17 protein-coding genes and 1 tRNA gene are annotated in these 23,636 nt (G+C 66.7%); 10 read left to right on the top strand and 8 right to left on the bottom strand.

Annotation, left to right across the window (positions count from 1 at the left end):
- Nucleotides 1-45: 45 nt before the first annotated feature.
- The gene (locus CAL28_RS07270) at nucleotides 46-855 is read right to left on the bottom strand and encodes an SDR family oxidoreductase (RefSeq protein ID WP_094840773.1); all 810 of its coding nucleotides are present in this window, start codon (nucleotides 853-855) and stop codon (nucleotides 46-48) included.
- Nucleotides 856-1,069: 214 nt separating this feature from the next.
- Here CAL28_RS07270 and CAL28_RS07265 point away from each other — a divergent pair, with 214 nt between their 5' ends.
- Nucleotides 1,070-2,464 carry an MmgE/PrpD family protein gene (locus tag CAL28_RS07265; RefSeq protein ID WP_094840772.1) on the top strand — a complete coding sequence of 465 codons (1,395 nt, stop codon included), beginning with the start codon at nucleotides 1,070-1,072 and terminating at the stop codon, nucleotides 2,462-2,464.
- A gap of 69 nt (nucleotides 2,465-2,533) precedes the next feature.
- On the opposite strand, the gene CAL28_RS07260 is transcribed toward CAL28_RS07265, so the two are convergent.
- The 3 genes from CAL28_RS07260 to CAL28_RS07250 all read right to left on the bottom strand — a co-directional run bounded on the left by CAL28_RS07260 (nucleotide 2,534) and on the right by CAL28_RS07250 (nucleotide 7,228).
- The gene (locus tag CAL28_RS07260) at nucleotides 2,534-5,509 is read right to left on the bottom strand and encodes an autotransporter domain-containing protein (protein WP_176463911.1); all 2,976 of its coding nucleotides are present in this window, start codon (nucleotides 5,507-5,509) and stop codon (nucleotides 2,534-2,536) included.
- Nucleotides 5,510-5,816: 307 nt separating this feature from the next.
- Nucleotides 5,817-6,632 carry an ABC transporter permease gene (locus CAL28_RS07255; protein ID WP_094840770.1) on the bottom strand — a complete coding sequence of 272 codons (816 nt, stop codon included), beginning with the start codon at nucleotides 6,630-6,632 and terminating at the stop codon, nucleotides 5,817-5,819.
- Entirely contained in the window at nucleotides 6,629-7,228 is a 600-nt protein-coding gene (locus CAL28_RS07250; protein WP_254926036.1) for an ABC transporter ATP-binding protein, read from the bottom strand. The genes CAL28_RS07255 and CAL28_RS07250 overlap by 4 nt, the downstream gene beginning before the upstream one ends.
- Before the next feature lie 382 nt (nucleotides 7,229-7,610).
- On the opposite strand from CAL28_RS07250, the gene CAL28_RS07245 reads away from it, so the two are divergent.
- Both CAL28_RS07245 and CAL28_RS07240 read left to right on the top strand, forming a co-directional pair.
- Nucleotides 7,611-8,282, top strand: coding sequence for a response regulator (locus CAL28_RS07245; RefSeq protein ID WP_094840768.1), 672 nt, complete (start codon nucleotides 7,611-7,613; stop codon nucleotides 8,280-8,282).
- Entirely contained in the window at nucleotides 8,279-9,673 is a 1,395-nt protein-coding gene (locus CAL28_RS07240) for an ATP-binding protein (RefSeq protein ID WP_094840767.1), read from the top strand. Before CAL28_RS07245 ends, CAL28_RS07240 begins: the two co-directional genes overlap by 4 nt.
- Here the strand turns inward: CAL28_RS07240 and CAL28_RS07235 are convergent.
- Complete coding sequence (locus CAL28_RS07235; RefSeq protein WP_094840766.1) at nucleotides 9,670-11,091, bottom strand: 3-deoxy-D-manno-octulosonic acid transferase; 1,422 nt, start codon at nucleotides 11,089-11,091, stop codon at nucleotides 9,670-9,672. The genes CAL28_RS07240 and CAL28_RS07235 overlap by 4 nt on opposite strands.
- Nucleotides 11,092-11,442: 351 nt before the next feature.
- On the opposite strand from CAL28_RS07235, the gene CAL28_RS07230 reads away from it, so the two are divergent.
- Nucleotides 11,443-12,201 (top strand): COG4705 family protein, encoded by a 759-nt coding sequence (locus CAL28_RS07230; RefSeq protein ID WP_094840765.1) that lies wholly within the window; start codon nucleotides 11,443-11,445, stop codon nucleotides 12,199-12,201.
- Between the two features lie 144 nt (nucleotides 12,202-12,345).
- Here CAL28_RS07230 and CAL28_RS07225 read toward each other — a convergent pair.
- Nucleotides 12,346-12,422, bottom strand: a tRNA-Pro gene (locus CAL28_RS07225).
- A gap of 353 nt (nucleotides 12,423-12,775) precedes the next feature.
- Here CAL28_RS07225 and CAL28_RS07220 point away from each other — a divergent pair.
- From CAL28_RS07220 to CAL28_RS07195, 6 genes are all read left to right on the top strand, one after another.
- Entirely contained in the window at nucleotides 12,776-16,612 is a 3,837-nt protein-coding gene (locus CAL28_RS07220; RefSeq protein ID WP_094840764.1) for a nitrate reductase subunit alpha, read from the top strand.
- On the top strand, nucleotides 16,609-18,135 hold the full coding sequence (gene narH / locus CAL28_RS07215) for a nitrate reductase subunit beta (protein ID WP_094840763.1): 1,527 nt from the start codon (nucleotides 16,609-16,611) through the stop codon (nucleotides 18,133-18,135). Before CAL28_RS07220 ends, narH begins: the two co-directional genes overlap by 4 nt.
- A 1-nt stretch (nucleotide 18,136) precedes the next feature.
- The gene (gene narJ / locus CAL28_RS07210) at nucleotides 18,137-18,835 is read left to right on the top strand and encodes a nitrate reductase molybdenum cofactor assembly chaperone (protein WP_094840762.1); all 699 of its coding nucleotides are present in this window, start codon (nucleotides 18,137-18,139) and stop codon (nucleotides 18,833-18,835) included.
- 51 nt (nucleotides 18,836-18,886) lie between these two features.
- On the top strand, nucleotides 18,887-19,570 hold the full coding sequence (narI, locus tag CAL28_RS07205; RefSeq protein ID WP_094840761.1) for a respiratory nitrate reductase subunit gamma: 684 nt from the start codon (nucleotides 18,887-18,889) through the stop codon (nucleotides 19,568-19,570).
- A 102-nt stretch (nucleotides 19,571-19,672) separates the two neighbouring features.
- Nucleotides 19,673-20,494, top strand: a complete 822-nt coding sequence (locus CAL28_RS07200) for a peptidylprolyl isomerase (protein ID WP_094840829.1) — start codon at nucleotides 19,673-19,675, stop codon at nucleotides 20,492-20,494.
- A 43-nt stretch (nucleotides 20,495-20,537) separates the two neighbouring features.
- Nucleotides 20,538-21,848 (top strand): MFS transporter, encoded by a 1,311-nt coding sequence (locus tag CAL28_RS07195; protein ID WP_094840760.1) that lies wholly within the window; start codon nucleotides 20,538-20,540, stop codon nucleotides 21,846-21,848.
- Nucleotides 21,849-21,944: 96 nt separating this feature from the next.
- Here CAL28_RS07195 and pstB read toward each other — a convergent pair whose 3' ends face one another.
- Nucleotides 21,945-22,721: a phosphate ABC transporter ATP-binding protein PstB gene (gene pstB / locus CAL28_RS07190; protein WP_094840759.1), complete on the bottom strand. Its 777-nt coding sequence runs from the start codon at nucleotides 22,719-22,721 to the stop codon at nucleotides 21,945-21,947.
- 55 nt (nucleotides 22,722-22,776) lie between these two features.
- On the bottom strand, nucleotides 22,777-23,634 hold the full coding sequence (gene pstA / locus CAL28_RS07185) for a phosphate ABC transporter permease PstA (RefSeq protein WP_094840758.1): 858 nt from the start codon (nucleotides 23,632-23,634) through the stop codon (nucleotides 22,777-22,779).
- Nucleotides 23,635-23,636: the final 2 nt, after the last annotated feature.

Genomic DNA, 23,636 nt, shown 5'->3' with positions numbered 1-23,636 from the left:
GCTTGCGCCCGCGGGACCGCGGCGCCATTCATGCGGACGGGCCGCTCACGCGGCCGTCCAGCCGCCATCGACGGGCAACATGGCGCCCGTGATGTCGGCCCCGGCCGTCGAACACAGCAGCATCGCCATCGCGGCGACGCTTTCCATCGCCACGAAACGGCCGGTGGGCTGGCGTGCCCGCAGGTAATCCGACGCCGCCTCCGCCTCGGAGATGCCCCGACTGGCGGCGATACCGGCGATCCGTTCCACGATGGGCGGCGTCGGTACCGTGCCGGGCATCAACGCGTTGCAGGTCACGCCGGTACGCGCGGTTTCGATGGCGATGGCGCGCGTCATGCCGATCAGCGCCGTCTTGGTCGTGATGTAGGCGATCCTGTCCGGAGTGGCGCCGGCGCCGTAGACGGAGGACATATTGACGATGCGGCCCCAGCCCCGTTCGCGCATCCCGGGCAGGGATAGCCGCACGGCATGGAAAGCCGCCGACAGGTTGACAGCCAGGGCCTCGTTCCACTGCTCCGTGCGCAGCTGGTCCACCGGCGCGAAATGCCGGACCACGGCGTTGTTCACCAGGATATCGATACCGCCCAGCTCTTCCTCGGCCTGGGCCATCATCGCCTCGATCTGGCCGACGTCGGTCAGGTCCGCGCGCGACAGCAGTACCCGCGCGCCGGTTTCGCGCGCCAATCGATCCGCCGCCGCCCGCGCCACCTGCGGCGGTTCGAGGCCATGCAACATCACGTCCGCGCCGGCCGCGGCCAGGCTGGCGGCAATGGCATGGCCCAGTCCCGCCACCGACCCGGTCACCAGCGCACGTTTGCCGCGCAGCGATGGCGCAAGCGCCTCATCGTTCTCCATGATCGTTTTCGTCTCCAGCGGCCCGTGGCGGAAACCCGGGCGAGTCGATGTTCTGGTCCAGCATGAAAGTATGATTGTATTACTGGAATGTCATTGAAGTGATATATTCAGTCAATCATACAATCATCCAAGATAGCGCACCGTTACGCGCCGCGCGGCCGGCGATCCGCAGGCGATACCCCGCGCGTACCGCGCACCTCTCCATGGAGCAGATATGTCGCACGCATCCCGCCTGGACCACTTCGGCCCCCTGACACGGGACGTCGCCAGATTCGGGGCGGAGTGGCGCTGGGAAGACATCCCGGAGACGGTGCGCCATGAAGCGAGGCGTTCGCTGTTGAATTACTTCGCGGTGGCACTGGCCGGCGCCACCGACCCCACCCTGGACATCGCCGCCCGCGTCTTCGCGCCGTTCAGCGCCGGCGGGCAGGCCGATATCATCGGACGCGGCAAGCGCACCGATATCCTGCACGCAGCCAGCTTGAACGCGATGGCGGCCAACGTCTTCGATTTCGACGACACGCACCCCGCCACCATCATCCATCCGACCGCGCCGGTCGCGCCGGTGGTCTTCGCGCTGGCGCAATGCCGCTCCATCACCGGCGCGCAATTGCTGCACGCTTTCATACTGGGCGCGGAAATCGAATGCCGCATGGGCAAGGCGCTGACGCTGGGCCACTACACGCGAGGCTGGCATATCACGTCGACCTGCGGGGTATTCGGGGCGGCCATCGCCGCCGCCCGGCTGCTGGGGCTGGATCCTTGCCGTACCGGCTGGGCCCTGGCCAGCGCCGGCAACCAGACCGGCGGCCTGGTAGAGACCCTGGGCACGATGGCCAAGAGCATCGCGGTGGGCAATGCGGCCCGCAACGGCCTGCTTTCCGCGCTGCTCGCGCGCGAAGGCTACACGGGGCCCGACCAGCCGCTGGAAGGGCCGCGCGGAGTCCTGCAGGTGCTGTCGGATTCCCCGGACCCGGCGCAACTGAACGGCGAACTGGGCCAGCGCTGGGAGCTGGGCGGCAACACCTACAAGCCCTACCCTTGCGGCGTCGTGCTGAACCCGGTGATCGAGGCTGTGCTCGCCCTGCGCGGCGACCCGGCGCTGGGCGCCGTCGACCTGGCGCGCGTGGCGCGCGTGGACCTGCACGGCCACCCGCTGCTGCGCCAACGCACCGATCGCCCCGGCGCACGCACGGGGCGGGAATCGCAGGTCAGTGCCCAGCATGCCGTCGCCGCCTGCCTGCTGCATGGGCGCGCCGGCCTGGCCGAGTTCTCCGACGCCGCCGTCGCCGACCCGCGCGCACATGTCCTGGACACGCGGCTGCACTTCCACGACGACCCCCACTACGCCATCGATGCGGTGGAAGTCCGCATCGCGCTGGACGACGGCCGCATCTTCGCGCATCGGGTCGCCGCGGCGCGAGGGTCGGCCTCCAACCCGCTTGCCGACACGGACCTCGAACGCAAGCTGCGCGAGCTCTGCGCCTACGGCAATACCGGCTGCGACCCGCAAGCCATCATCGATGGCGTCTGGGCACTCGAACGGACAGCCGACGCCGGCAGCCTGATGGCGCACGCCGCCGGAAGGCCCAGGGGGCCGGAGGCCTGAGCGGCGACCCGGGCGATGCCGCGACGCAGGGCGACATGAGCAGGCGCATACCGCCGCGCACGCGGCCCATCAGAACATCCAGGCCGCGTTCGCACTTACGGCGTGGGATTGCACGCCCCGCCCCACCTGGCTCGTGTAGTCCAGGCTTAACCGCATTCCGCGATCCGCATGCAGCGTGGCGCCCGCCTCCAGCAGCATGACATCGCGAGCGAGCGGGGCGCCGCGCACATCGAAAGCGGCGCCCTGCTCGAAACGCATGCGCGCCATGGGGGTCGTTTCGCCATAGGCGTGCCGCCATCCCGCGCCACCGCGCAGCGACAGCCGCGTGCCGTCCCGCAAGGTCCGGCCGCCGGCAACACGCAGGCCCAGGGTCGAATACACCAGCCGCTGCCCGGCGGCGGCGGCGCGCAGGCCAGCGTCCCCCGATTCGTCGAAGGCGCGGCGGCGCGTATCGACATAGGCCAGACCGGCATGGGGTTCGAGCGTGACGGCACCCATGGCATAAGGCAAGCCCGCTTCGCCGAATACCTGCGCGCTACCCGCCTTGTAGCGGCCCGCGGCCGTCTGCAGACCGGCCGTATCGCGCCTGCTCGATACGGCGTGCCAGCTGTACGAGGCGCCGTAGCGCAGCGTGGCGCCCGCCTGGCCGCTGCCTTTGCCGGGCGTGCCCAACGGCGCGCTGCCGTAGCCTCCCAGCGTGTAGCTGTCGACCTTGGCGGTGCCGCGGCGATCGCCGACCCGGATACCGCCGCCGGTATACCCCGCCATCAGGCCGAGACGGGCGCCATCGCGCACGCCGCCCTGCAACGGCATGTCGGCGCCAAAGAACAGGCCCGAGCGGGTGGCATCGACGCCGGCCGCTTCGCCATCCCCGGACGCGCGATCGCGTACGCCCACATACTGCGCCCATGTTGCCTTGCCGGTCTCGTCCAGGACGACAGACTGCGGTTGCGCGGATGCGATACCGCCCGTCATCGCGCGCGCGCGGCCCAGCATGCCTTCGCGTGCCTGCGCGGACTGCGTGTTCAAAACGCCCAAGGTGCTGGCATGCGCTTCGCCGGACCAGCGATCGAAGCGGCGCGCCAGGCCGTCCACCTGTGTCGCCATCACCGTCAGGTCAAAAGGCGCGACGCCGGCGGCCGCCGTATCCAGCGCTCGCGCGACTGCCCGCTGGTTGGACGTATGCGCCGCCGAGGCAAAGGCCGTCGCGTTGCGGCGCACGGCAACGCGGTAGCGGGTGGGGTCCGCATCGCGCAGGCCTTGTTCCAGGTCCAGGAACAGATAGGGATCGGGCAGCCGCGCATAGTTTCCCTGGATGCCGCCGGCGGCCTGCAACACCGTATATTCCCGCCCGATGGCATGCGGCCCCAGGCCCGCGATCCGCAGCACCGCATCGTCCAGCCGTGCCTTGCCCCGCACCTGGATACGGTCCGACGACGTACCATCCGCGCTGATGACGGCAAGGTATACGCCCTGCGCATGCTGCACATAATCGCCTGCCACGCGCAAGGCAGCACCGGGCTGGCCGGGCGCCACCGTACCGAAGATTTCCGCGTCGCCGACCGTTCCCGAACCCGCCAGCGTACCGCCGCGCTCCACCGTCAAGGCCGATCGCGCGATCGAACCGTGCACGGCCAGCGTGCCGCCCTTCACCCTGGTGGGTCCCGTATAGCGGTTGTGCCCCATCATCGCCAGCAGGCCCGCGCCGCGCTTGGTCAGTCCTCCCTGCCCGTCGATGTCGTTGAACCACCAGGAGTCGTGGCCGCGCGTATCGACATCGAAGATGGGCGCGAACCCATCGCCGCCGAATAGCACCGGGCCTTTTACCGCACGGCCCAGGTCCAGCAGCCCCCAGCCGTAAACCATGCGGTCGGCCAGATGGCCCCCGCGGTCGGCAGAGGTCAATACGATCTCGCGAATCTGCCGCATGGTCATATACGGGAATGCCTGCTGCGTAACGGCAAGCGCGCCCGCCACCATGGGCGAGGCGAAAGAGGTACCGACCATGTACTCCGCCGAATAGCCCCCGTGCGTTTGCGGCATATACATGCCCGACGACTCCCACGATAGGCCGGGCTGCGGCTCGTCGCCGCCGGGCCCAGCGATGCACCAGCGCCACGCCACGCCGCAGCGGTTGCTGTACGACGCGATCCGCTTCGACGGGCCGACGGCGGCCACCGCGATTACCGCGGATTCCACATCGCCGAAGTCCAGGCGGCCCAGGCGGCTATCCGACGGGTCGAGCGCGGCATAATCCTCCGCGCGATAGCGCGGGTCGTAGAACACGTTTTCCTCGTCGACGATGCGGTACACGCCGGTGAAATGATTTGCCGGACGGATATAAGGCAGCAGCGGCGTGCTGGCCGGATGCGCCGCCGCGACCGGATGCCTGTCGAAATCGTTGCCGGCGGAATAGACCATGACCGCATCGTGCGCCGCCACATAGCGCAAGGCCTCTACCTCGTCGCTGTGCGCGGCCAAGCCGTCGCCGCCTTCCCGCAGATAGAACGACTGCATATGCTGCGAGCGCGGTTTCATATTCCCCTGGCCGTCATCGGCGTACAGGTCGGGAAAGACGTCGTAGCCGTAGCTGCCGTTGAGTATCCTGGCGCCGCGATCGATGGCATCGCGTATCGCCAGGGCCGATTGGGCCCGGGCCATCGTTTCGTTCGCGATCGGCACCAGGCTGGCATCGTAGGCAATGCCGTGCATGCCACGCCCGTCTTTCGCCGCCCCGAGAACGCCGGACACCGCGGTACTGTGGCCGCCCACCCGCCAGGCCGGTGCCGAGCGGCTCGGTCCGCTTTGCGTCCACGGGCCCACGCGGTCCGCGAACTCGGCGTGGTCCAGGAAGTCGCCATCGTCGATCACCGCGACCCGCACGCCCTTGCCCGTGTAGCCGAGCGCATACGCATCGGCGGCATGAACGGCTTCCAGCGCCCACAGTGCCCGGTATTCACCCGTACGGAAACCGTCCGGCGACGATCCGGCCGGCCGCCCATCCTGCCCGTATGCCGGTGCGGGAAGCAGCAGGCTGGCCGCCATGACGCCGCCGCCGATTCGCAGGCGCCATGCTGTTTTGCATCGCCGGCCTCCACCCATGACCGCAAGCACGGACGCCGGCCCGTCCGCTCGCCCGCCCATCGCCGTGGCGCGGCGGCCCCTCGCGCCGCCGCCCTGGTTCCTGCTGCACATACTGCTCGCCTGTAAGAAAGAGCAGCTTGTGTACGGGCGTCCATGCGAATGTTCCCGCAATTCGCCACGACGGAAGCGCGGGGCTCATCGACTTACCGGGCAGGAAAAGAAACGCGAAAACTCCGATCGCGCGGCCTGACCGGACAGTCGGCTGCCGTTAGCGGCCGGGGCGGCTGGCGGGTGGGTGCAGCCGGTCCAGCCGCAGGCGGTCGCGCGTATCCGTCAGTCGCCGCATGGCCGCATAGGCGGCGCCCATGGCGGCCAGCGCGCTGGCGCCGCACAGCAGGAACATCAGCAGGATCTGGTATTTGGCGGCTTCCACGGGATCCATCCCGGCGATGATCTGGCCGGTCATGATGCCGGGCAAGGTGATGATGCCGGCGGCCGACATCTGGTTGACGCTGGGAACGATGCCGCGCCGCACGGACTCGCGCAGCAGGCCCGCGAACGCCTGCCGCGCGGAAGCGCCCAGCGCCAGCCTGGCCTCGATCGCCCCGCGTTCGCGCCGCACGCCGGACAGGATGGTATCCAGGCTCAGGCTTGCGGAATTCAATACGCTGCCCAAGACGATCCCGACCAGCGCGATGCTGTAGCGCGGGTCGTACCAAGGATCGGGCCGCATCGCGGTATGCAGGACGAACATGGCCGTTACCAGTGTGGTGGACATCACGGTAAGCGCCGCGACGACGCCATTGCCGTGTCCCTTCATCCGGACCGCCGGCCGCGCGGCAACCTCGCGCGCGGCAAGGGCCATCATGACCACGCACACCAGGACGGTCAGCCATGCCGATGCATGCGCGAACACCAGGCGCAGGATATGCCCGACCAACAAAAGCTGCACGACCGTCCGCGCCGCCGCCCACAGGACCTGGCCGTGCAGGGCCAGGCGCATGCCCATGGAGATCAGCGCCGCCAGCGCGACCAGGCATGCGGCCAGCGCGATATCCGAGGCGCTCAGGTAAATCACATTCATCCGGCGTGCTCCAGGCGTCCCTGCTGCATATTCCAGAAATGCGTGGCCACGCGCCGCGCCTGTTCGGCGCTGTGTGTCACCCAAAGCACGGCCGCGCCATCGCGCCGGCAGGCTTCGATTTCCTGTTCGACCCGCAAGGTGGACTGCGCGTCCAGCGATGCGGTCGGCTCGTCCAGCAGCAGGACCGCGGGACGCAGTAGCAACGCGCGTATCAATCCCAAACGCTGCCGTTCGCCAGTCGATAGATCGTGCACCATGGCATCCAGCTTGTCGGGCGACAGCCCCAGGCGCGCCATGATGGCAAGCGCCGCGGCGCGATCGGGAAAATGGGACGCGACCTGTTCATGCCACCATCCCGCTTCCGCCTGGCAGTACACCACCTGCCGGCGCCATTGCGGCGCCGACATCCGCGCACGGTCGACACCGCGCAGGGCGACCGTGCCCTGGCCAGGGTCCAGGTCGGCGATCAGGCGCAGCAGCACGGATTTCCCCGACCCGGACGGACCCAGGACCGCGTGACAGTCACCGGCTTCGCAGCGCAGGTCCACCGGCGACAGGCGCGGGGACGAAAGCTGAGTCAGTTCCAGTAACGGCATGCCGGGGATCATACCTCGGCGAGACGCCCTTCGATCAGGCCGCGGCGTCCTCGAAAACGGGTGTAGCGCGGATCGGCCACGGGCCTCCTGCGCCATGGACTGCGCCGCCCTTCCCGGATCAGCCGCGACGGGCCTTCGCCCGCTTTGCCGGGATCATCGAAAAGAAAAATCATGTCGATTTCCCTTCAAGGGGCTGACGCCGTCCGGATCGCCGCCCGCCTGCCGCGCGGCGCCCGTGCGCATTTACCTACCTTTCATTTCGCCATACACCCGCGCGAGGACTTCCGGCTGGGCACACGCGCGCCGTCGCGGTGGAACGTCCGCCACAATTCCATGTCGAAGCAGCGGGGCCGAACGGACGCCCCGGTTCCGGAGCGCCGATGTGCGACTACTGCTGATAGAAGACGACGCGATGATCGCGGAAAGCCTGTTCGAAGCGCTGCGGCGCGCCGGCTACGCGGTCGACCGCGTGGGGGACGGACGGCAGGCGGAACTGGCCACGGCACACGATGTTTATGACCTGATCCTGCTCGACCTGGGCTTGCCGGTGCGTGACGGCATCGCGCTGCTGAAGGACTATCGCAAGAGAGGGGGACGGGTACCCGTCCTGATCGTGACGGCGCGCGATTCGGTGGCGGACCGCATCGGCGGACTCGACGCCGGCGCGGACGACTACATGGTCAAGCCTTTCGATATCGATGAATTGGGGGCCCGCGTGCGCGCGCTGCTGCGCCGCCGGCACGGCAACGCCATGCCAGTCCATGTCCATGGCGATCTGCGCCTCGATCCCATGGCGCACGAGGCCCACCTGGGCGACACGCCGCTCACCCTGGTGCCGCGCGAATTCGCCCTGCTGCATGCCTTGATAGAGGAACCGCGACGGGTATTCACCCGGGAACAGCTGGAGGAAAAACTCTACGGTTGGAACGAGGAAGTCGGCAGCAACACCATCGAGGTCTACATCCACAGCTTGCGGCGCAAAATGGGCGCCAAACGTATCGTCACCGTGCGCGGGGTCGGCTATCGCCTGGCGGCGGTGGAGCATGGCGCATGAGGTCCATGAAACGCTGGCTGCTCGCCTGGCTGATTTGCGGCTTCGCCGCCGTCAGTGCGATGGCGGGCTACCTGATCTTCCGTACCGCCACAATCGAGGCGGGGGAACTCTTTGACTACGAGTTGCATGCCGTCGCCATCTCCCTGCCCCATGGCGCGGACTCGGACGTCGCCATAGAGAAGTCTCCCGACTTCGAAGGCATCGCCGACGACGGCATCGCCATCCAGATATGGGACGCCGCCGGAAAAATCGGCTACCGCTCCCTGGCGAGCACCGGATTGCCCCCACTGGGCGATGGATTCCATGACGCCGAATTCCAGGGCAGGCGCTGGCGCGCGTTCGGCCTGACGGACGGCGACCGCGTGGTCCAGGTCGCGCAGCCGACCGCCATACGCAATGAACTCGCCCTGAAACTGGCGGCGCGCGTGCTATGGCCCCTGGCGCTGCTCTTTCCCTGCGCCATCCTGCTCGTGTGGTTCGTCGTTACGCGCGGGCTGCGCCCGCTTACCACCCTGTCGGACCTGATCGCCACGCGCTCGGCGGATGTACTGGACCCGCTGCGCCTGGACAATCGCATATCCAGCGAGTTCATGCCCCTGGTCGCGCGCATGAACGATCTGCTCGCACGCCTGGATACCGCATTGCGCAGCCAGCGGCTGTTCGTCGCGGACGCGGCGCATGAGCTGCGCTCGCCCCTGACCGCCCTCAAACTGCAATTCCAGCTCGCCGCCCGCGATGGCGCGCTCCAGGGCAATCCCGAGCTGCTGACCAAGATAGACGGGCGGCTGAACCGCACCATCCATCTCGTCCGCCAGTTGCTGACTTTGGCGCGGGAAGATGCCGGGGTAACGCCCAACGAAGGCGCGTTCGATCTTGCCCAGGTCGCGACACAGGTCGTCAGCGACGCCTCGATCCTGGCCGAGCAGAAAAATATCGACCTGGGATTGCTGCGCGACCGGCATCGACAGGTTCCCGCCGTCGGCGCCCCCGCGGCGATTACCGTACTGCTGGCCAATCTGGTGGACAACGCCATCCGCTACACGCCGGAGGGCGGACGCGTCGATGTTTCCATCGGATGGCAAGAGGAGTACGCCTGGGCCGATGTCACCGACAGCGGCCCGGGGATCCCGCCGGGCGAGCTCGAACGGGTATTCGACCGCTTCTATCGGGTGGCCGGGTCCGCCGCGCACGGCTCCGGATTGGGGCTTGCCATCGCCCGCCGAGTCGCCGACCGGCATCGGGCGGAATTGCAGCTCAGCAACCTCGAACCGGGACCGGGACTGCGCGCGCGGCTGGTGCTGTACTACCACGATGGCCTGCGCACCCAGCCGGAAATCGACGCCGCGCCCTCCCGCGTGGCAAGCCACGCCACAGCGGCGCCGCCGGGCTAGCCGCTGCCCATGGCACGGCCGGCCGGCCCGATCGGGTCCGGCGCCAGGGCCGCCTCGCGGGCAGCCGCCGCCGAGGCCGCGTTTTCCAGGGCATCCGCCACGCCGGCGCCATGGGTCGACAGGAAAGCCTCCAGACACATCATGGTGCGCCTGACGACGCCGGCATGGCTGGCGACGTAGCGCAGGCCGGCGGCCGCCATCGCGGCCCCGGCGGACACGTCGCCCAGCAAGCCGGCCGCGGCATCGATTGCCGCGCCGGCGGAAGGCCGGCGTAGCGCGGCCCCGGCGGCGATGGCCTCATCCGTGACCTGCTGGAAGTTGCGCGCATGCGGGCCGACCACAACCGGCACGCCGGCGGCGCACGCTTCGATAAGATTCTGCCCGCCTTCGGCGATAAAGCTGCCCGCGACGATGGCGACATCGCTGGCGGCATAGTAGGTCGCCAGCTCGCCCATGCTATCGCCCAGTAGCACCTGCGTGTGCGCCGGCTGCGGCTGCCAGGGATCTATCGCCGTGCGGCGCGCCACACGCAGGCCGCAGGCTTGCAATTGCTTTTCCACGGCGTCGAATCTTTCCGGATGGCGCGGCACGACGACCAGCAACGCATTTCCCAATTCCGCCGCGCGTCCCGCGACCGCGCGCGCGAATTCCGCTTCCTCGCCTTCGTGCGTACTGGCCACCGTGATGACGGGCCGGTCCCACGCGGCTCGCCAGGCACGGCCTCGCGCCATCTGATGCTCGGAGGGCACCGAGTCGAACTTCAGGTTGCCGCAGGTCTCGACACGGCGCGCGCCGGCCGCGCGCAGGCGTTGCGCGTCCGCCTCGGACTGCGCGAGCACAATGTCAAGTCCGGCGTAGGCCTCGCGCAGCACCCTGCCCGCATGCAGGCCGCGCCGCGCCGAACGCGCCGACAGCCGCGCGCTGGCCATGATCATCGGAACGCTACGCCGATTGGCCTCGTGGATCAGATTCGGCCAGACCTCGCGTTCGATCAGCACGCCGCAGACGGGATTCATCGTCGCGAAAAAACGGCTGCAGGCGCCGGGCAGATCGTAGGGCAGCCAGGCTTGCCGCAACTGGCCCCGCTCGATCGCGACGGCAAACAGCTTGCTGCCTTCGCGGCGCCCCGTCGCGGTCATGTGCGTAAGCAGCACCGGGATCTGGCGATCCAGCAGCGCCTGTATCAACGGCTGCGCGGCGCGGGTCTCGCCCAGGCTGACGGCGTGCACCCATACCGGCCGCGCGCGCATCGCCCTGCCGCCGGCGAACGCGCCGGTATGCATCGCATCGCGATACCACCCGAACCGTTCGCCGATCGCCGTGCCGTACGAAGAATCGAAACGGGCCCGCATCAACACACGCGCGGCCAATAGCGGCGCGAGAGCCCGCGCCAGACAGCTGTAGAGGGTCCGATTCATCGCGCCCTCTCTTCACGAGCATTCCGGCCGCATCCGCGGCAGGACAAACAATCCGCACCGATAAACAAAGCGAACTCCCGAGCACTTCCTCTCTTGCGAGCGGTGTGGCAAACCCACGCCGGGCATTGTCTTCAGTGAATGATTAAGAGACCCTTAAGCAGCGACGCGGTCGCGCGGCCGCGCGCCGCTCGGACCGGAATGCATACGGTGGACATTTTTGATGCGACAGCGGCAACGCCCGCGCACGACATATCGCCGACGAAAAATTCGATGAGAATTCGACACGGCCGAAGCCATACTCGCCAACGCCCCGTCAACTGCAACGCATCAGGAAGGACTGGACGAACAGCCATGGACGCAGACCCGAAGACCACCTTCGCCAAAGTCCCCGAGGTCGTCCTCGGCTTCTGGCTTATCAAGATCGCCGCGACCACGCTCGGGGAAACCGGCGGTGACGCGGTATCGATGTCGATGAACCTGGGCTATCTCGTCAGCACGGGGCTGTTCGCCGTGCTGTTCCTGATCGCGGTCACCGCGCAGATCAGGTCCAGGAAGTTCCACCCCTTCCTGTACTGGACGACCATCATCGCGACCACCACGCTCGGCACGACGCTGGCCGATTTCGCCGATCGCTCGCTCGGCATCGGCTATGCGGGCGGCTCGACCCTGCTGCTGCTGTTGCTGCTCGCCTCGCTGTTTGCCTGGCACCGGACGCTCGGGTCGATTTCGGTAAGCACCGTCAATTCTCCCGTCGCCGAAGCGTTCTACTGGATCACGATCATGTTCTCGCAGACGCTGGGCACGGCACTGGGCGATTGGACGGCCAGCATGGGGGACATGGGCTACGGTCGCGCGGCCATGCTGTTCGCCGCGGCGCTTATCGTGGTCGCGGTGGCTTATTACCGGACGCGCGTGTCGCGCACCCTGCTGTTCTGGATTGCGTTCGTCCTGACGCGGCCGCTCGGCGCCGCCGTCGGCGATTTCCTGGACAAGCCGGTCAGCGATGGCGGCCTGGACTTGAGCCGCTACTCGGCATCCGCGGTACTGCTGGCCTGCATCCTGCTGATGATTCTGCTATTGAAGCCGCGCGCGGCCAGAACCGCGCACTGACATTCGGGCTCCGCGCGCGCTGGGACGCGGTATCTTGAGCGGCGCACTGAAGCCGCGTCCGGAACCAAGGCGATCAACGCCGCCATCGCTGGAAAAACAAAAAGGACCTACAGCGCAAAAAAAACTGTAAGTCCTTGATTTGAATGGTCGGGGCGGCGGGATTCGAACTCGCGACCCTCTGCTCCCAAAGCAGATGCGCTACCAGGCTGCGCTACGCCCCGACGGCCGTCCGCAATCCGGACGGGCCTGCATTGTACCCGAGACTCCGCAGCCCGCTATCCAGGCAGCCAGAGGCCTTGCTCCGGGGCCTTCCGCTTCTGTACGGAAGGCGAAAGAGATACCGACACACCGCCTGCTGACCATCGCCCGCCCACGCGCACGACCATGTTTGCGCACCGCATCATCGGGCGTGAACGCCAGGCACGCGGGTACCCCATGTCATCGACAGAGATCAAACCCCGCTGTCGAACGATTGCTTGACTTCCATCAATGCGAACCAGGTGGCTTTACAGGTACGCTGCACCACCATAAATAAATAAGCGTACCCCGCATACGCATAGACAGGTGGAGGCCTATGAGCCACTTTCTCGATCGACTGCGTTATTTCTCCGCATCACGCACGGAATTCTCCAATGGCCATGGCGCCGTGACGGATGAAGACCGCAAATGGGAGGACGCTTACCGGCAGCGGTGGCAGCACGACAAGATCGTGCGTTCCACGCATGGGGTGAACTGCACGGGCTCCTGTTCCTGGAAGATCTACGTCAAGGGCGGCATCGTCACTTGGGAAACCCAGCAGACGGACTATCCCCGCACCCGCCCCGACATGCCCAACCATGAGCCGCGCGGCTGTTCCCGCGGCGCGTCCTATTCCTGGTACCTGTACAGCGCCAACCGGCTCAAGTATCCCCTGGTACGCAGCGCCCTGGTCAAGCTGTGGCGCGAACGCCGGCGTTCGATGCAGCCCGTCGAGGCCTGGCAATCCATCGTGGAGGACGACGACGCCCGCCGCGGCTACCAGGAGCGACGCGGCCTGGGCGGCTTCGTGCGATCCGACTGGAACGAGGTCAACGACATCGTCGCGGCCGCCAATGTGTACACCGTCAAGCGCCACGGGCCGGACCGGGTGGTGGGGTTTTCGCCGATACCGGCGATGTCCATGGTGTCCTATGCCGCGGGCTCGCGCTATCTGTCGCTGATCGGCGGCGTCTGCCTGAGCTTCTATGACTGGTATTGCGACCTGCCGCCGGCGTCGCCGCAAACCTGGGGCGAACAGACGGACGTGCCGGAATCGGCGGATTGGTACAACTCCACCTTCATCATGATGTGGGGCTCCAACGTCCCGCAGACTCGCACGCCCGACGCGCATTTCCTGACCGAGGCGCGCTACAAGGGGACCAAGATCGTCTCCATCTTTCCGGACTATTCGGAAGGCGCCAAGTTCGGCGACATCTGGCTGCACCCCAAGCAGGGCACGGATGCCGCGCTGGCGCTGGCCATGGGGCACGTGATCCTGAAGGAATTCCACCTGGCGCGGCAAAGCGAATACTTCATCGACTACTGCCGTCGCTACACCGACATGCCCTGTCTGGTACGACTGGTGCCGCACCAGGGCGGCCTGGTGCCCGAGCGGCTGGTGCGTGCCTCGGATTTCGAAGGTGCGCTGGGGCAGGCCAGCAATGCCGAATGGAAGACCGTCGTCATCGACGATGCCACGGGCGCGCCGGCGGTACCGACGGGCTCCGCGGGTTTTCGCTGGAACCAGCAGGACGGCGAGGACCGCGGCAAATGGAACCTGAAATCCGAATCTGCCCAAGGCGAACCGCTGCGGCCGCGCCTGTCCTTCACCCTGGCCCACGATGAAGTCGTCGAGGTGCTTTTCCCCTACTTCGGCAACCAGCACCATCCGCATTTCAACAACACCGCGCACGCCTCCACGCTGGCGCGCCGTATCGCCGCGCGGCGCCTGCGCACGCCCGGCGGCGATATGCTGGTGGCCACGGTCTACGACCTGTTCATCGCCAACTACGGGCTGGACCAGGGGCTGGGCGGCGCCAACGTCGCCGCCAGCTACGACGACGACATCCCGTACACCCCGGCCTGGCAGGAAACCATCACCGGCGTCAAGCGCGCCGACGTCATCACGGTGGCGCGCCAGTTTGCGGAGAACGCCGAGAAGACGCAGGGCAAGTCCATGGTCATCATCGGCGCCGGGATCAATCACTGGTTCCACATGGACATGTCGTACCGCGCGATCATCAATATGCTGATCATGTGCGGATGCGTCGGCAAATCCGGCGGTGGCTGGTCGCACTACGTCGGCCAGGAAAAGCTGCGGCCGCAGACCGGCTGGACGGCCCTGGCCTTCGCCCTGGACTGGCACCGTCCGCCGCGCCAGATGAACTCGACGTCGTTCTTCTATGCGCATACCGACCAGTGGCGCTACGACCCGATGGACCCGGCCGCGCTGCTATCGCCCCTGGCCGACAAGAACCTTTTCCAGGGCGCGCCCATCGACTACAACGTGCGCGCCGAACGCATGGGTTGGCTGCCGTCCGCGCCGCAACTGGGCCGCAACCCGCTGCAGGTGGGACGCGAGCTGGCCGACCCGGCCACGGCCGCGGCCGATATCGCTCGACAGATCCAGCAGGGCAGCCTGAAGATGGCTTGCGAAGCGCCGGACGACCCGGCCAACTTCCCCCGCAATCTCTTCGTCTGGCGCTCCAATCTGCTGGGTTCGTCCGGCAAGGGACACGAGTATTTCCTCAAGCATCTGCTGGGCACCACGCACGGCGTGCAGGGCCGGGAGGTTGTCGGCGACGGCGGCGTGCGCCCGCGCGAAGTGGCCTGCGACAGCGAGGCGCCGCGCGGCAAGCTGGACCTGCTGGTGACCCTGGATTTCCGCATGTCGACCACCTGCATGTATTCCGACGTCGTCCTGCCCACCGCGACGTGGTACGAGAAGGACGACATGAACACCTCCGACATGCATCCCTTCATCCATCCCCTGAGCGCGGCGGTGGACCCGGCATGGCAGTCGCGCAGCGATTGGGACATATTCAAGGGCATCGCGCGCCGTTTTTCGGAATTGGCTGAAGGCCATCTGGGCGTTGAGCGCGACGTCGTGCTGGCGCCCATCGCGCACGATTCCCCGGCGGAGTTGTCGCAGCCCTTCGAAGTCAAGGACTGGAAGTGCGGCGAGTGCGATCCGGTGCCGGGCAAGACCATGCCCTCGGTCCTGGTGGTGGAACGCGATTACCCCGCGACCTATGCGTGCTACACCTCGCTGGGCCCGCTGATGGACAAGCTGGGCAACGGCGGCAAGGGCATCAGTTGGGATACGAAGGACGAAGTCGCGCTGCTGGGTGAACTGAACTACCGCGTTCCCGACGACAACGGCTCGCGCGGCCGGCCGCGCATCGACTCGGCCATGGACGCCGCGGAAGTCATTCTGGCGCTGGCGCCGGAGACCAACGGCGCGGTGGCGGTAAAGGCATGGCAGGCGATGTCCGCCAGCACGGGGATCGATCACGCCCACCTGGCCGAGGCGCGCGAGGACGAGAAAATCCGCTTTCGCGATATCCAGGCGCAACCGCGCAAGATCATTTCCTCGCCCACCTGGAGCGGTATCGAGTCCGAGCACGTTTCGTACAACGCCGGCTATACCAATGTGCACGAGCTGATACCGTGGCGTACGCTCAGCGGGCGCCAGCAGCTGTACCAGGATCATCCCTGGATGCGCGCCTTCGGCGAGTCCCTGTGCGTCTACAAGCCGCCCATCATGACCGGCAGCTACGAGCATATGCTGGGCACGCGTTCGAACGGCAATCCGGAGATCGCGTTGAACTTCATCACCCCGCACCAGAAGTGGGGAATACACAGCACGTACACCGATAACCTGCTGATGCTGACGCTGTCGCGCGGGGGTCCGATCATCTGGATATCGGAAGACGACGCCCGGCGCATCGGTATCGTCGACAACGATTGGATCGAGGGCTACAACTCCAACGGCGCGCTCTGCGTGCGCGCGGTGGTCAGCCAGCGCATCCCGCCCGGCATGGTCATGATGTACCACGCCCAGGAAAAGATCGTGAATACGCCGGGGTCGGAAATCACCGGTACGCGCGGAGGCATCCACAACTCCGTCACACGAGTGGCGCTCAAGCCCACACATATGATCGGCGGCTACGCGCAACTGTCATACGGCTTCAACTACTACGGTACGGTCGGCTCGAACCGCGACGAATTCCTGATCGTGCGCAAGATGAAGCGCATCGACTGGCTGGACGACGCACCGCCGGACCCCATCAATCCGGCCACCGAGCACAAACTGCGGCAAGGCGAAGACAGCCACGCGGCGGCCGCCGCGCGGAATGTCCGCCCGGCGGCGGATAAAGGAGACGCCGCATGAAAATCCGCGCTCAGATCGCCATGGTGCTGAACTTGGACAAGTGCATCGGCTGCCATACCTGCTCGGTAACGTGCAAGAACGTATGGACCAGCCGCGAGGGCATGGAATACGCCTGGTTCAACAATGTCGAGACCAAGCCAGGCATCGGCTATCCCAAGGACTGGGAAAACCAGGACCGCTGGCAAGGCGGCTGGACGCGCAAGACCGACGGCAAGATAGAACCCCGCCTGGGCGGCAAATGGCGATTGCTGGCCAAGATCTTCGCCAACCCGCGCCTGCCTGAAATCGACGACTACTACGAGCCGTTCACCTTCGACTACGCGCATTTGCAGGATGCCGGCGACGCGCGCGCCATGCCGGTCGCACGGCCACGCTCGCTGATCAGCGGCGAACGCCTCGAAAAGATCGAGTGGGGACCCAACTGGGAAGAAATCCTGGGAGGCGAGTTCGAGAAACGCGCCCACGACTACAACTTCGACCAGGTACAGAAGGATATCTACGGCCAGTTCGAAAACACCTTCATGATGTACCTGCCGCGTCTGTGCGAGCACTGCCTGAACCCTGCCTGTGTGGCGTCCTGTCCATCGGGATCGATCTACAAGCGCGAGGAAGACGGCATCGTGCTGATCGACCAGGACAAATGTCGTGGCTGGCGCATGTGCGTATCCGGCTGTCCCTACAAGAAGATTTACTTCAACTGGCACAGCGGAAAGGCGGAAAAATGCATCTTCTGCTACCCCCGCATCGAAGCAGGTCAACCCACGGTATGTTCAGAAACCTGTGTCGGGCGCATCCGCTACCTGGGTGTACTGCTTTACGATGCGGACCGCATCGAAGCAGCAGCCAGCGTGGCGAACGAACAGGACCTGTACGAATCACAGTTGTCGGTGTTCCTGGACCCCGACAACCCGGAGGTCGCTGCGCAGGCCGAACGCGACGGCGTGCCGTCCTCGTGGATCGAGGGCGCCCGCCGGTCACCCGTCTACAAGATGGCGATCGATTGGCGTATCGCCTTCCCCCTGCACCCGGAATATCGCACCCTGCCCATGGTGTGGTACGTGCCGCCGCTGTCGCCGATCAATGCGGCGGCCAATAGCGGCGACCTGGGTATGAACGGCTACTTGCCGGATGTGGATGCGCTGCGCATTCCCCTGCGCTATCTGGCGAACCTGCTGACCGCCGGCAAGGAAGCACCCGTGAAGCTGGCCCTGGAACGCCTGCTGGCCATGCGCGCCTACATGCGCGCCCGGCACGTGGACGGTGTCGAAGCCCCCGCGGTGCTGCGCCAGGCAGGCCTGGACGTCGCCCAGGTGGAGGACATGTACCGCTACCTGGCGATCGCCAATTACGAGGACCGCTTCGTCATCCCCACTTCGCACCGCGAGTACGCAGAAGACGCGTTCGACCTGCGCTCGTCCTGCGGCTTCTCCTTCGGCAACGGCTGTTCCGACGGCCGTTCCGAGATGAGCCTGTTCAGTTCGAAGAAGCACAACCGCAAGATCCCGATCCGCCAGGAGCTTTGACATGGCCTCGTCCCTCCCACCGTCCGGCACCGTGTACGCGGCCTTGTCGGTACTGCTCGACTACCCCGGCGAGGACCTGCGACAGGCGCTGCCGGAATTGCGGGCGTGCCTGGACGAGGCGCGGTTCCTGCCGCGCGATGTCCGCGCCGGACTGCGGCGCTTCATGGATTACCTGGCCCAGCGCGACCTCCTGACGTTGCAGGAAAACTACGTGGCCTTGTTCGACCGGGGCCGGGCGACCTCGCTGTATCTGTTCGAACACGTGCACGGGGAGTCGCGCGACCGGGGCCAGGCCATGGTGGACCTGATGCGCATGTACGAAGGCCAGGGCATGTACCTGCGCAACGGCGAATTGCCGGACTACCTGCCGGTGTTCCTGGAATACCTATCGCGCCTGCCCCCCCGCGACGCGCGCGACCTGCTGGCCGAGACCGCCGACATCCTGCAATCGATCACGGCGCAACTGGCCAAGCGGGGCACGCATTACAGCCTCGTCACGGCGGCGCTGCTGCCGCTGGCCGGAGGCGAACCCGCCGCGACGCCGGACCAGGCCCACGACGACGATGCCGGGGACCTTCCCGACGCGGAGCACTACGGCGCCCTGGACGCCGCCTATGCCGACGAGCCGGTGCGCTTCGTCGGCGCGGCGACGCCTGCCGCCGTTCCCATCAGATTCCACGAGAAACGGCCGCAACGCTGAGACGGCCATGGCCGGCGAAGCCGGCCGCCACCGCAGACGAGGAGACTCGCGATGGACACCTACCTGCACGATTTCCTGTTCGGCATCTATCCCTATATCTGCCTGGCCGTGCTGCTGTTGGGCAGCCTGGTCCGCTTCGACCGCGAGCAATACACCTGGAAGAGCGACTCCTCGCAACTGCTGCGGCATGGCGCCCTGCGGCTGGGCAGCAACCTGTTCCATTGGGGCATTCTCGTCGTGGTGATCGGCCATTTCGTCGGCTTCCTCGTGCCTCACTGGATGGTTTCGCCTTTCCTGAATGCATCGGCCCATCAGTTGCTGGCCATGGTGTTCGGCGGAGCGGCCGGCGCCGTCGCCATCGTCGGGCTGACGATATTGATCTGGCGCCGGCTGTCCGATCACCGCATCCGCCGCAACAGCCGGGTGTCGGACATCGTCGTCGTGCTGATGCTGTGGGTACAGCTGGCGCTGGGCCTGGGTACCGTCGTGCTGTCCACCCGCCACCTGGACGGCGTGCTGTTCGAGCAGCTGACCAGCTACGTCAAGGGTGTCGTGACCTTCCAGCCCGGCATCGCCGGCCTGCTGGCCGGCGTGCCCCTTACCTACCAGTTGCACATCCTGCTGGGCTTCACGATCTTTCTGATCTCGCCTTTCACCCGCATGGTCCATATCTGGAGCGGCATCGCGTCCGTCGCCTACCTGATCCGGCCTTACCAACTGGTACGCAGACGCTAAGAGGCCGCCACGATGAACGACGTCATGGAAAGCGTGGAAGTCTTCCGCAGCGGGCACGGCCCACAAGAGGCGATACCGCAGCCCGACGCGGGGCCGCCGGCGATGCCGGAACCCGCGGCCCGGGCGACGACGCAGGCCCCGCAAGAGGCCGCGCCGACTCCCCCGGCCGGTCCGGTCCGCGTCAACGGCCATCTCATCGAAGCCGGCGCCATCGCCGAGGAAAGCGCCTCGCACGGCGAGGCGCGGGATCCCATTGCGGCAGCCGCCCGCGCGCTTGCGATACGCGAACTGCTGCGCCAGCGCGCCGCCGCTCTCGGCCTGATCGGCGGCGATGGCCTGCTGGGCGACGAGGCGCTGGACGCGATGCTGGACCGCGAGCTCACCCTGCCCCGATCCACGCCCGACGATTGCCGGCGCTACTACGATGCCCATCCCGCGCGCTTTCGCCGCAACGACATCGTCTACGCCAGCCACATCCTCCTGGCCGTGACGGACCGCGCGCCCCTGGCGCTGTTGCGCCGCAAGGCCGAAGAAACGCTGGCGCAGGCGGTGGCAGCACCCGCCGCGTTCGGAGACCTGGCGCGCGAACGATCCAACTGTCCCTCCGCCGCCGTGGGCGGCAGCCTGGGCCAGTTGCTGCGCGGGGACAGCGTGCCGGAATTCGAGCGTGCCCTGTTCGATACCCGGGAGACCGGCATCCTGCCGCGGCTCGTCAATACCCGGTTCGGTTTCCATATCGTCCGGATCGAACGCCGCGTCGATGGCGAGCCGATTCCCTTCGATACCGTACAGCCGGACATCGCCCGATTCCTGGAGGCCCGCGCGCGGCACCAGGCGACGCGGCAATACATCCAGATCCTGGCGTCACAGGCCCGCGTGGAAGGCATCGCGCTGGGCGGAGCCAACGGCCCGCTGGTCCAATGACGATGTTCCATGCCGCCCGGACACCCCTCACGAGATGCCCATCATGAACTCCAACGGCGATACCGCCAGCCTGGCGCCGGCCGGCCCATCCGTTTCCGTCCCGGTGTCCGGCGACGCACCCAAGGTTGGCGCGCAGGCATGGTCGGTTCTGTTCGCAAGCACGCTGGCCTTCCTGGTCTGCTTCGTCGTCTGGATGATGTTCGGCGTGCTCGGCGTGCAGTTGCGCCAGGAGCTGCAACTGAACAACACGCAGTTCGGCCTGCTCACCTCCACGCCGGTGCTGACCGGCGCGGTGATGCGCCTGCCGCTGGGCATATGGACGGACCGCTTCGGCGGCCGCACCGTCATGACCCTGCTGCTCGTCATTTGCGCGATACCGGTCTACATCGTCAGCTATGCCACGGCGCTATGGCAGTTGCTGCTGATCGGCCTGTTCCTGGGCTGCGTGGGTGCGTCCTTCGCCGTCGGTACCCCTTATGTCGCGCGCTTTTTCCCGCCGGCGCGGCGCGGCTTCGCCATGGGATTCTTCGGCGCGGGCACCGCGGGCGCGGCGGTCAACCTGTTCGTCACGCCATCGCTGCTGGCGGCCTACGGCTGGCGCTTCGTTCCGCGCGCCTACGCGGTGGCCCTGCTGGTCACCGCGGCGATCTTCTGGCTGGCATCGGCGCGCGACCCCGGCGCGGGTAAGACCCAGGGCTCGCTGCTGGATTCGTTCAAGGTATTGCGGGACCCGCGCGTGTGGCGGCTCTGCCAGTACTACTCCATCACTTTCGGCGGCTTCACGGCGCTGTCCCTCTGGATGCCGCAATACCTGCAAGGCCAGTACGGCATATCGCTGGTCGCGGCATCCGCCTTCGCGGCAGGTTTCTCGCTGCCCGGATCGGTGCTGCGCGCGGTCGGCGGCGGATTGGCCGACCGCTTCGGCGCCCACAGCGTCACGTGGTGGGGCCTGTGGGTGGCATGGATTTGCCTGTTCCTGCTGTCCTATCCGCCCACGGATTTCGCCATCCATACGCTTGACGGCACCCTGGCTTTCCAGCTGCACACGCCGCTGATGGTCTTCATCGCGCTGACATTCGTCCTGGGCGCGGTATTCGCCTTCGGCATGGCGTCCACCTTCAAATACGTCGCGGACGATTTCCCCGCGAACATGGGCGTCGTCACGGGCATCGTCGGCCTGGCGGGCGGCCTGGGCGGCTTCCTGCTGCCCATCCTGTTCGGCGCCATCCAGGACCTGGTCCGGATACGCTCCACCTGCTTCATGCTGCTTTACGGCATCGTATGGGTATCGCTGATCCTCATCTACTTGTCCGAAGTGCGGCGCACCCCCATAACGGGCCGGGCAGGCGGCTGACCGCCTACGCCGCCAGGCCGCGCTACGCCGCGACAGCTGGCCGTGGGCTCCGGCAGACATGCATGGCGGACCTTTGCGGCATGCGCCGCCTTCGGCTTAACCGAAACGGCCCGTGATGTAGTCTTCCGTTTCCTTGCGCTTGGGCTTGACGAAGATCTGGTCGGTTTCGCCGAACTCCATCAGTTCGCCCAGGTACATGTACGCCGTGTAATCGGAGCAGCGCGCCGCCTGCTGCATGTTGTGCGTGACGATGACCACCGTGTACTCGTTCTTGAGTTCGGCGATCAATTCCTCGATCTTGGCGGTCGAAATCGGGTCCAGCGCCGAGCAGGGTTCGTCCAGCAGCAGGACTTCCGGCTTGATGGCCACGCCGCGGGCGATGCACAGGCGCTGCTGCTGCCCGCCCGACAGGCTGTTGCCGCTCTGATGGATCTTGTCCTTGACCTCGTTCCACAACGCGGCCTTGGTCAGTGCCCATTCCACGCGCTCGTCCATTTCGCCCTTGCTCAGGCGCTCGAAAAGGCGCACGCCGAAGGCGATGTTGTCGTAGATGCTCATGGGAAACGGCGTCGGCTTCTGGAACACCATGCCGACCTTGGCGCGGATCAGCGAGATATCCGTGCGCGTGGTCAGCAGGTTCTCGCCATCCAGCAGGATTTCGCCTTCGGCGCGCTGGCCCGGATACAGCTCGAACATCCGGTTGAACGTGCGCAGCAGGGTCGACTTGCCGCAGCCGGACGGCCCGATGAAGGCAGTGACTTTCTTTTCCCGGATCGACATGTTCACGTTGCGGATCGCGTGGAACTTGCCGTAGTAGAAATTCAGGTTCCTGACCTCGAGCTTCGAGGAGAGGGCTTGCAGGGTGTTTTCCATATCGTTTCCCAAGTGCCGCGCCGACGGGCGCGAGCGGCGGATCAGGTCGGTCGGGTCAGGACTTGCGGAACATGTTGCGGGCGACGATGTTGATCGCCAGGACGACCAGCGTGATCAGGCCGGCGCCGGCCCAGGCCAGGTTGTTCCATTCCTTGAACGGGCTGGCCGCGAACTGGTAGATCACTACCGGCAGGTTGGCCATGGGCGCGTTCATGTTCAGGGACATGAACTGGTTGGACAGCGCCGTGAACAGCAAGGGCGCGGTCTCGCCCGAGATGCGGGCGACGGCCAGCAGGATGCCGGTCATGATGCCGGAACGCGCCGCGCGGTAGCAGACCAGGGTGATCATGCGCCACTTGGGGCAGCCCAGCGCGGCGGTTGCCTCGCGCAGGCCGTTGGGCACCAGCAGCAGCATGTTGTCGGTGGTGCGCACGACCACCGGCACCACGAGGATGGCCAGCGCCAGCGACCCCGCCCAGCCGGAGTAGTGGCCGACCTGGGCGACATACACGGCGTAGATGAACAGGCCGATGATGATCGAGGGTGCCGACAGCAGCACATCGTTGAGGAAGCGCGTGGCGGGCGCCAGCCAGCCGGCGCGGCCATACTCGGCCAGGTAGGTGCCGGCCAGGATGCCCACCGGCGTGCCTATCAGGGTCCCGACGCCCACCATCATCAAGCTGCCCATGATCGCGTTGATCAGGCCGCCGGCCTGCCCGGGAGGCGGCGTGATTTCGGTGAACAGGGCGAACGAGACTGCCGCGCCGCCTTTCAGCAGCAGGGTGGCGATGATCCAGAACAGCCAGAAGAGGCCGAACACCAGCGCGGCCATCGACAAGGTCAGCATGACCTTGTTGACGACACGGCGGCGCCGGTAGATGGCGTTCTGCATAGTGATGACGGATACGGCCATGA

Origin of the sequence: Bordetella genomosp. 11 (genome assembly GCF_002261215.1) — a bacterium.
Lineage (GTDB): Bacteria > Pseudomonadota > Gammaproteobacteria > Burkholderiales > Burkholderiaceae_B > Bordetella_C.
This window is presented reverse-complemented; position numbering and strand designations above follow the sequence as displayed.

What these genes read in the sequence shown, in the direction of transcription:
- CAL28_RS07250 (WP_254926036.1), bottom strand. Translation starts at nt 7,228, where the DNA reads ATGCCGTTACTGGAACTGACTCAGCTTTCGTCCCCGCGCCTGTCGCCG.
- pstA (WP_094840758.1), bottom strand. Translation starts at nt 23,634, where the DNA reads ATGGCCGTATCCGTCATCACTATGCAGAACGCCATCTACCGGCGCCGC.
- CAL28_RS07195 (WP_094840760.1), top strand. Translation starts at nt 20,538, where the DNA reads ATGAACTCCAACGGCGATACCGCCAGCCTGGCGCCGGCCGGCCCATCC.
- CAL28_RS07230 (WP_094840765.1), top strand. Translation starts at nt 11,443, where the DNA reads ATGGACGCAGACCCGAAGACCACCTTCGCCAAAGTCCCCGAGGTCGTC.
- CAL28_RS07240 (WP_094840767.1), top strand. Translation starts at nt 8,279, where the DNA reads ATGAGGTCCATGAAACGCTGGCTGCTCGCCTGGCTGATTTGCGGCTTC.
- CAL28_RS07200 (WP_094840829.1), top strand. Translation starts at nt 19,673, where the DNA reads ATGCCGGAACCCGCGGCCCGGGCGACGACGCAGGCCCCGCAAGAGGCC.
- CAL28_RS07255 (WP_094840770.1), bottom strand. Translation starts at nt 6,632, where the DNA reads ATGAATGTGATTTACCTGAGCGCCTCGGATATCGCGCTGGCCGCATGC.
- CAL28_RS07220 (WP_094840764.1), top strand. Translation starts at nt 12,776, where the DNA reads ATGAGCCACTTTCTCGATCGACTGCGTTATTTCTCCGCATCACGCACG.
- pstB (WP_094840759.1), bottom strand. Translation starts at nt 22,721, where the DNA reads ATGGAAAACACCCTGCAAGCCCTCTCCTCGAAGCTCGAGGTCAGGAAC.
- CAL28_RS07260 (WP_176463911.1), bottom strand. Translation starts at nt 5,509, where the DNA reads ATGGCGGCCAGCCTGCTGCTTCCCGCACCGGCATACGGGCAGGATGGG.
- CAL28_RS07265 (WP_094840772.1), top strand. Translation starts at nt 1,070, where the DNA reads ATGTCGCACGCATCCCGCCTGGACCACTTCGGCCCCCTGACACGGGAC.
- narI (WP_094840761.1), top strand. Translation starts at nt 18,887, where the DNA reads ATGGACACCTACCTGCACGATTTCCTGTTCGGCATCTATCCCTATATC.
- narJ (WP_094840762.1), top strand. Translation starts at nt 18,137, where the DNA reads ATGGCCTCGTCCCTCCCACCGTCCGGCACCGTGTACGCGGCCTTGTCG.
- narH (WP_094840763.1), top strand. Translation starts at nt 16,609, where the DNA reads ATGAAAATCCGCGCTCAGATCGCCATGGTGCTGAACTTGGACAAGTGC.
- CAL28_RS07270 (WP_094840773.1), bottom strand. Translation starts at nt 855, where the DNA reads ATGGAGAACGATGAGGCGCTTGCGCCATCGCTGCGCGGCAAACGTGCG.
- CAL28_RS07235 (WP_094840766.1), bottom strand. Translation starts at nt 11,091, where the DNA reads ATGAATCGGACCCTCTACAGCTGTCTGGCGCGGGCTCTCGCGCCGCTA.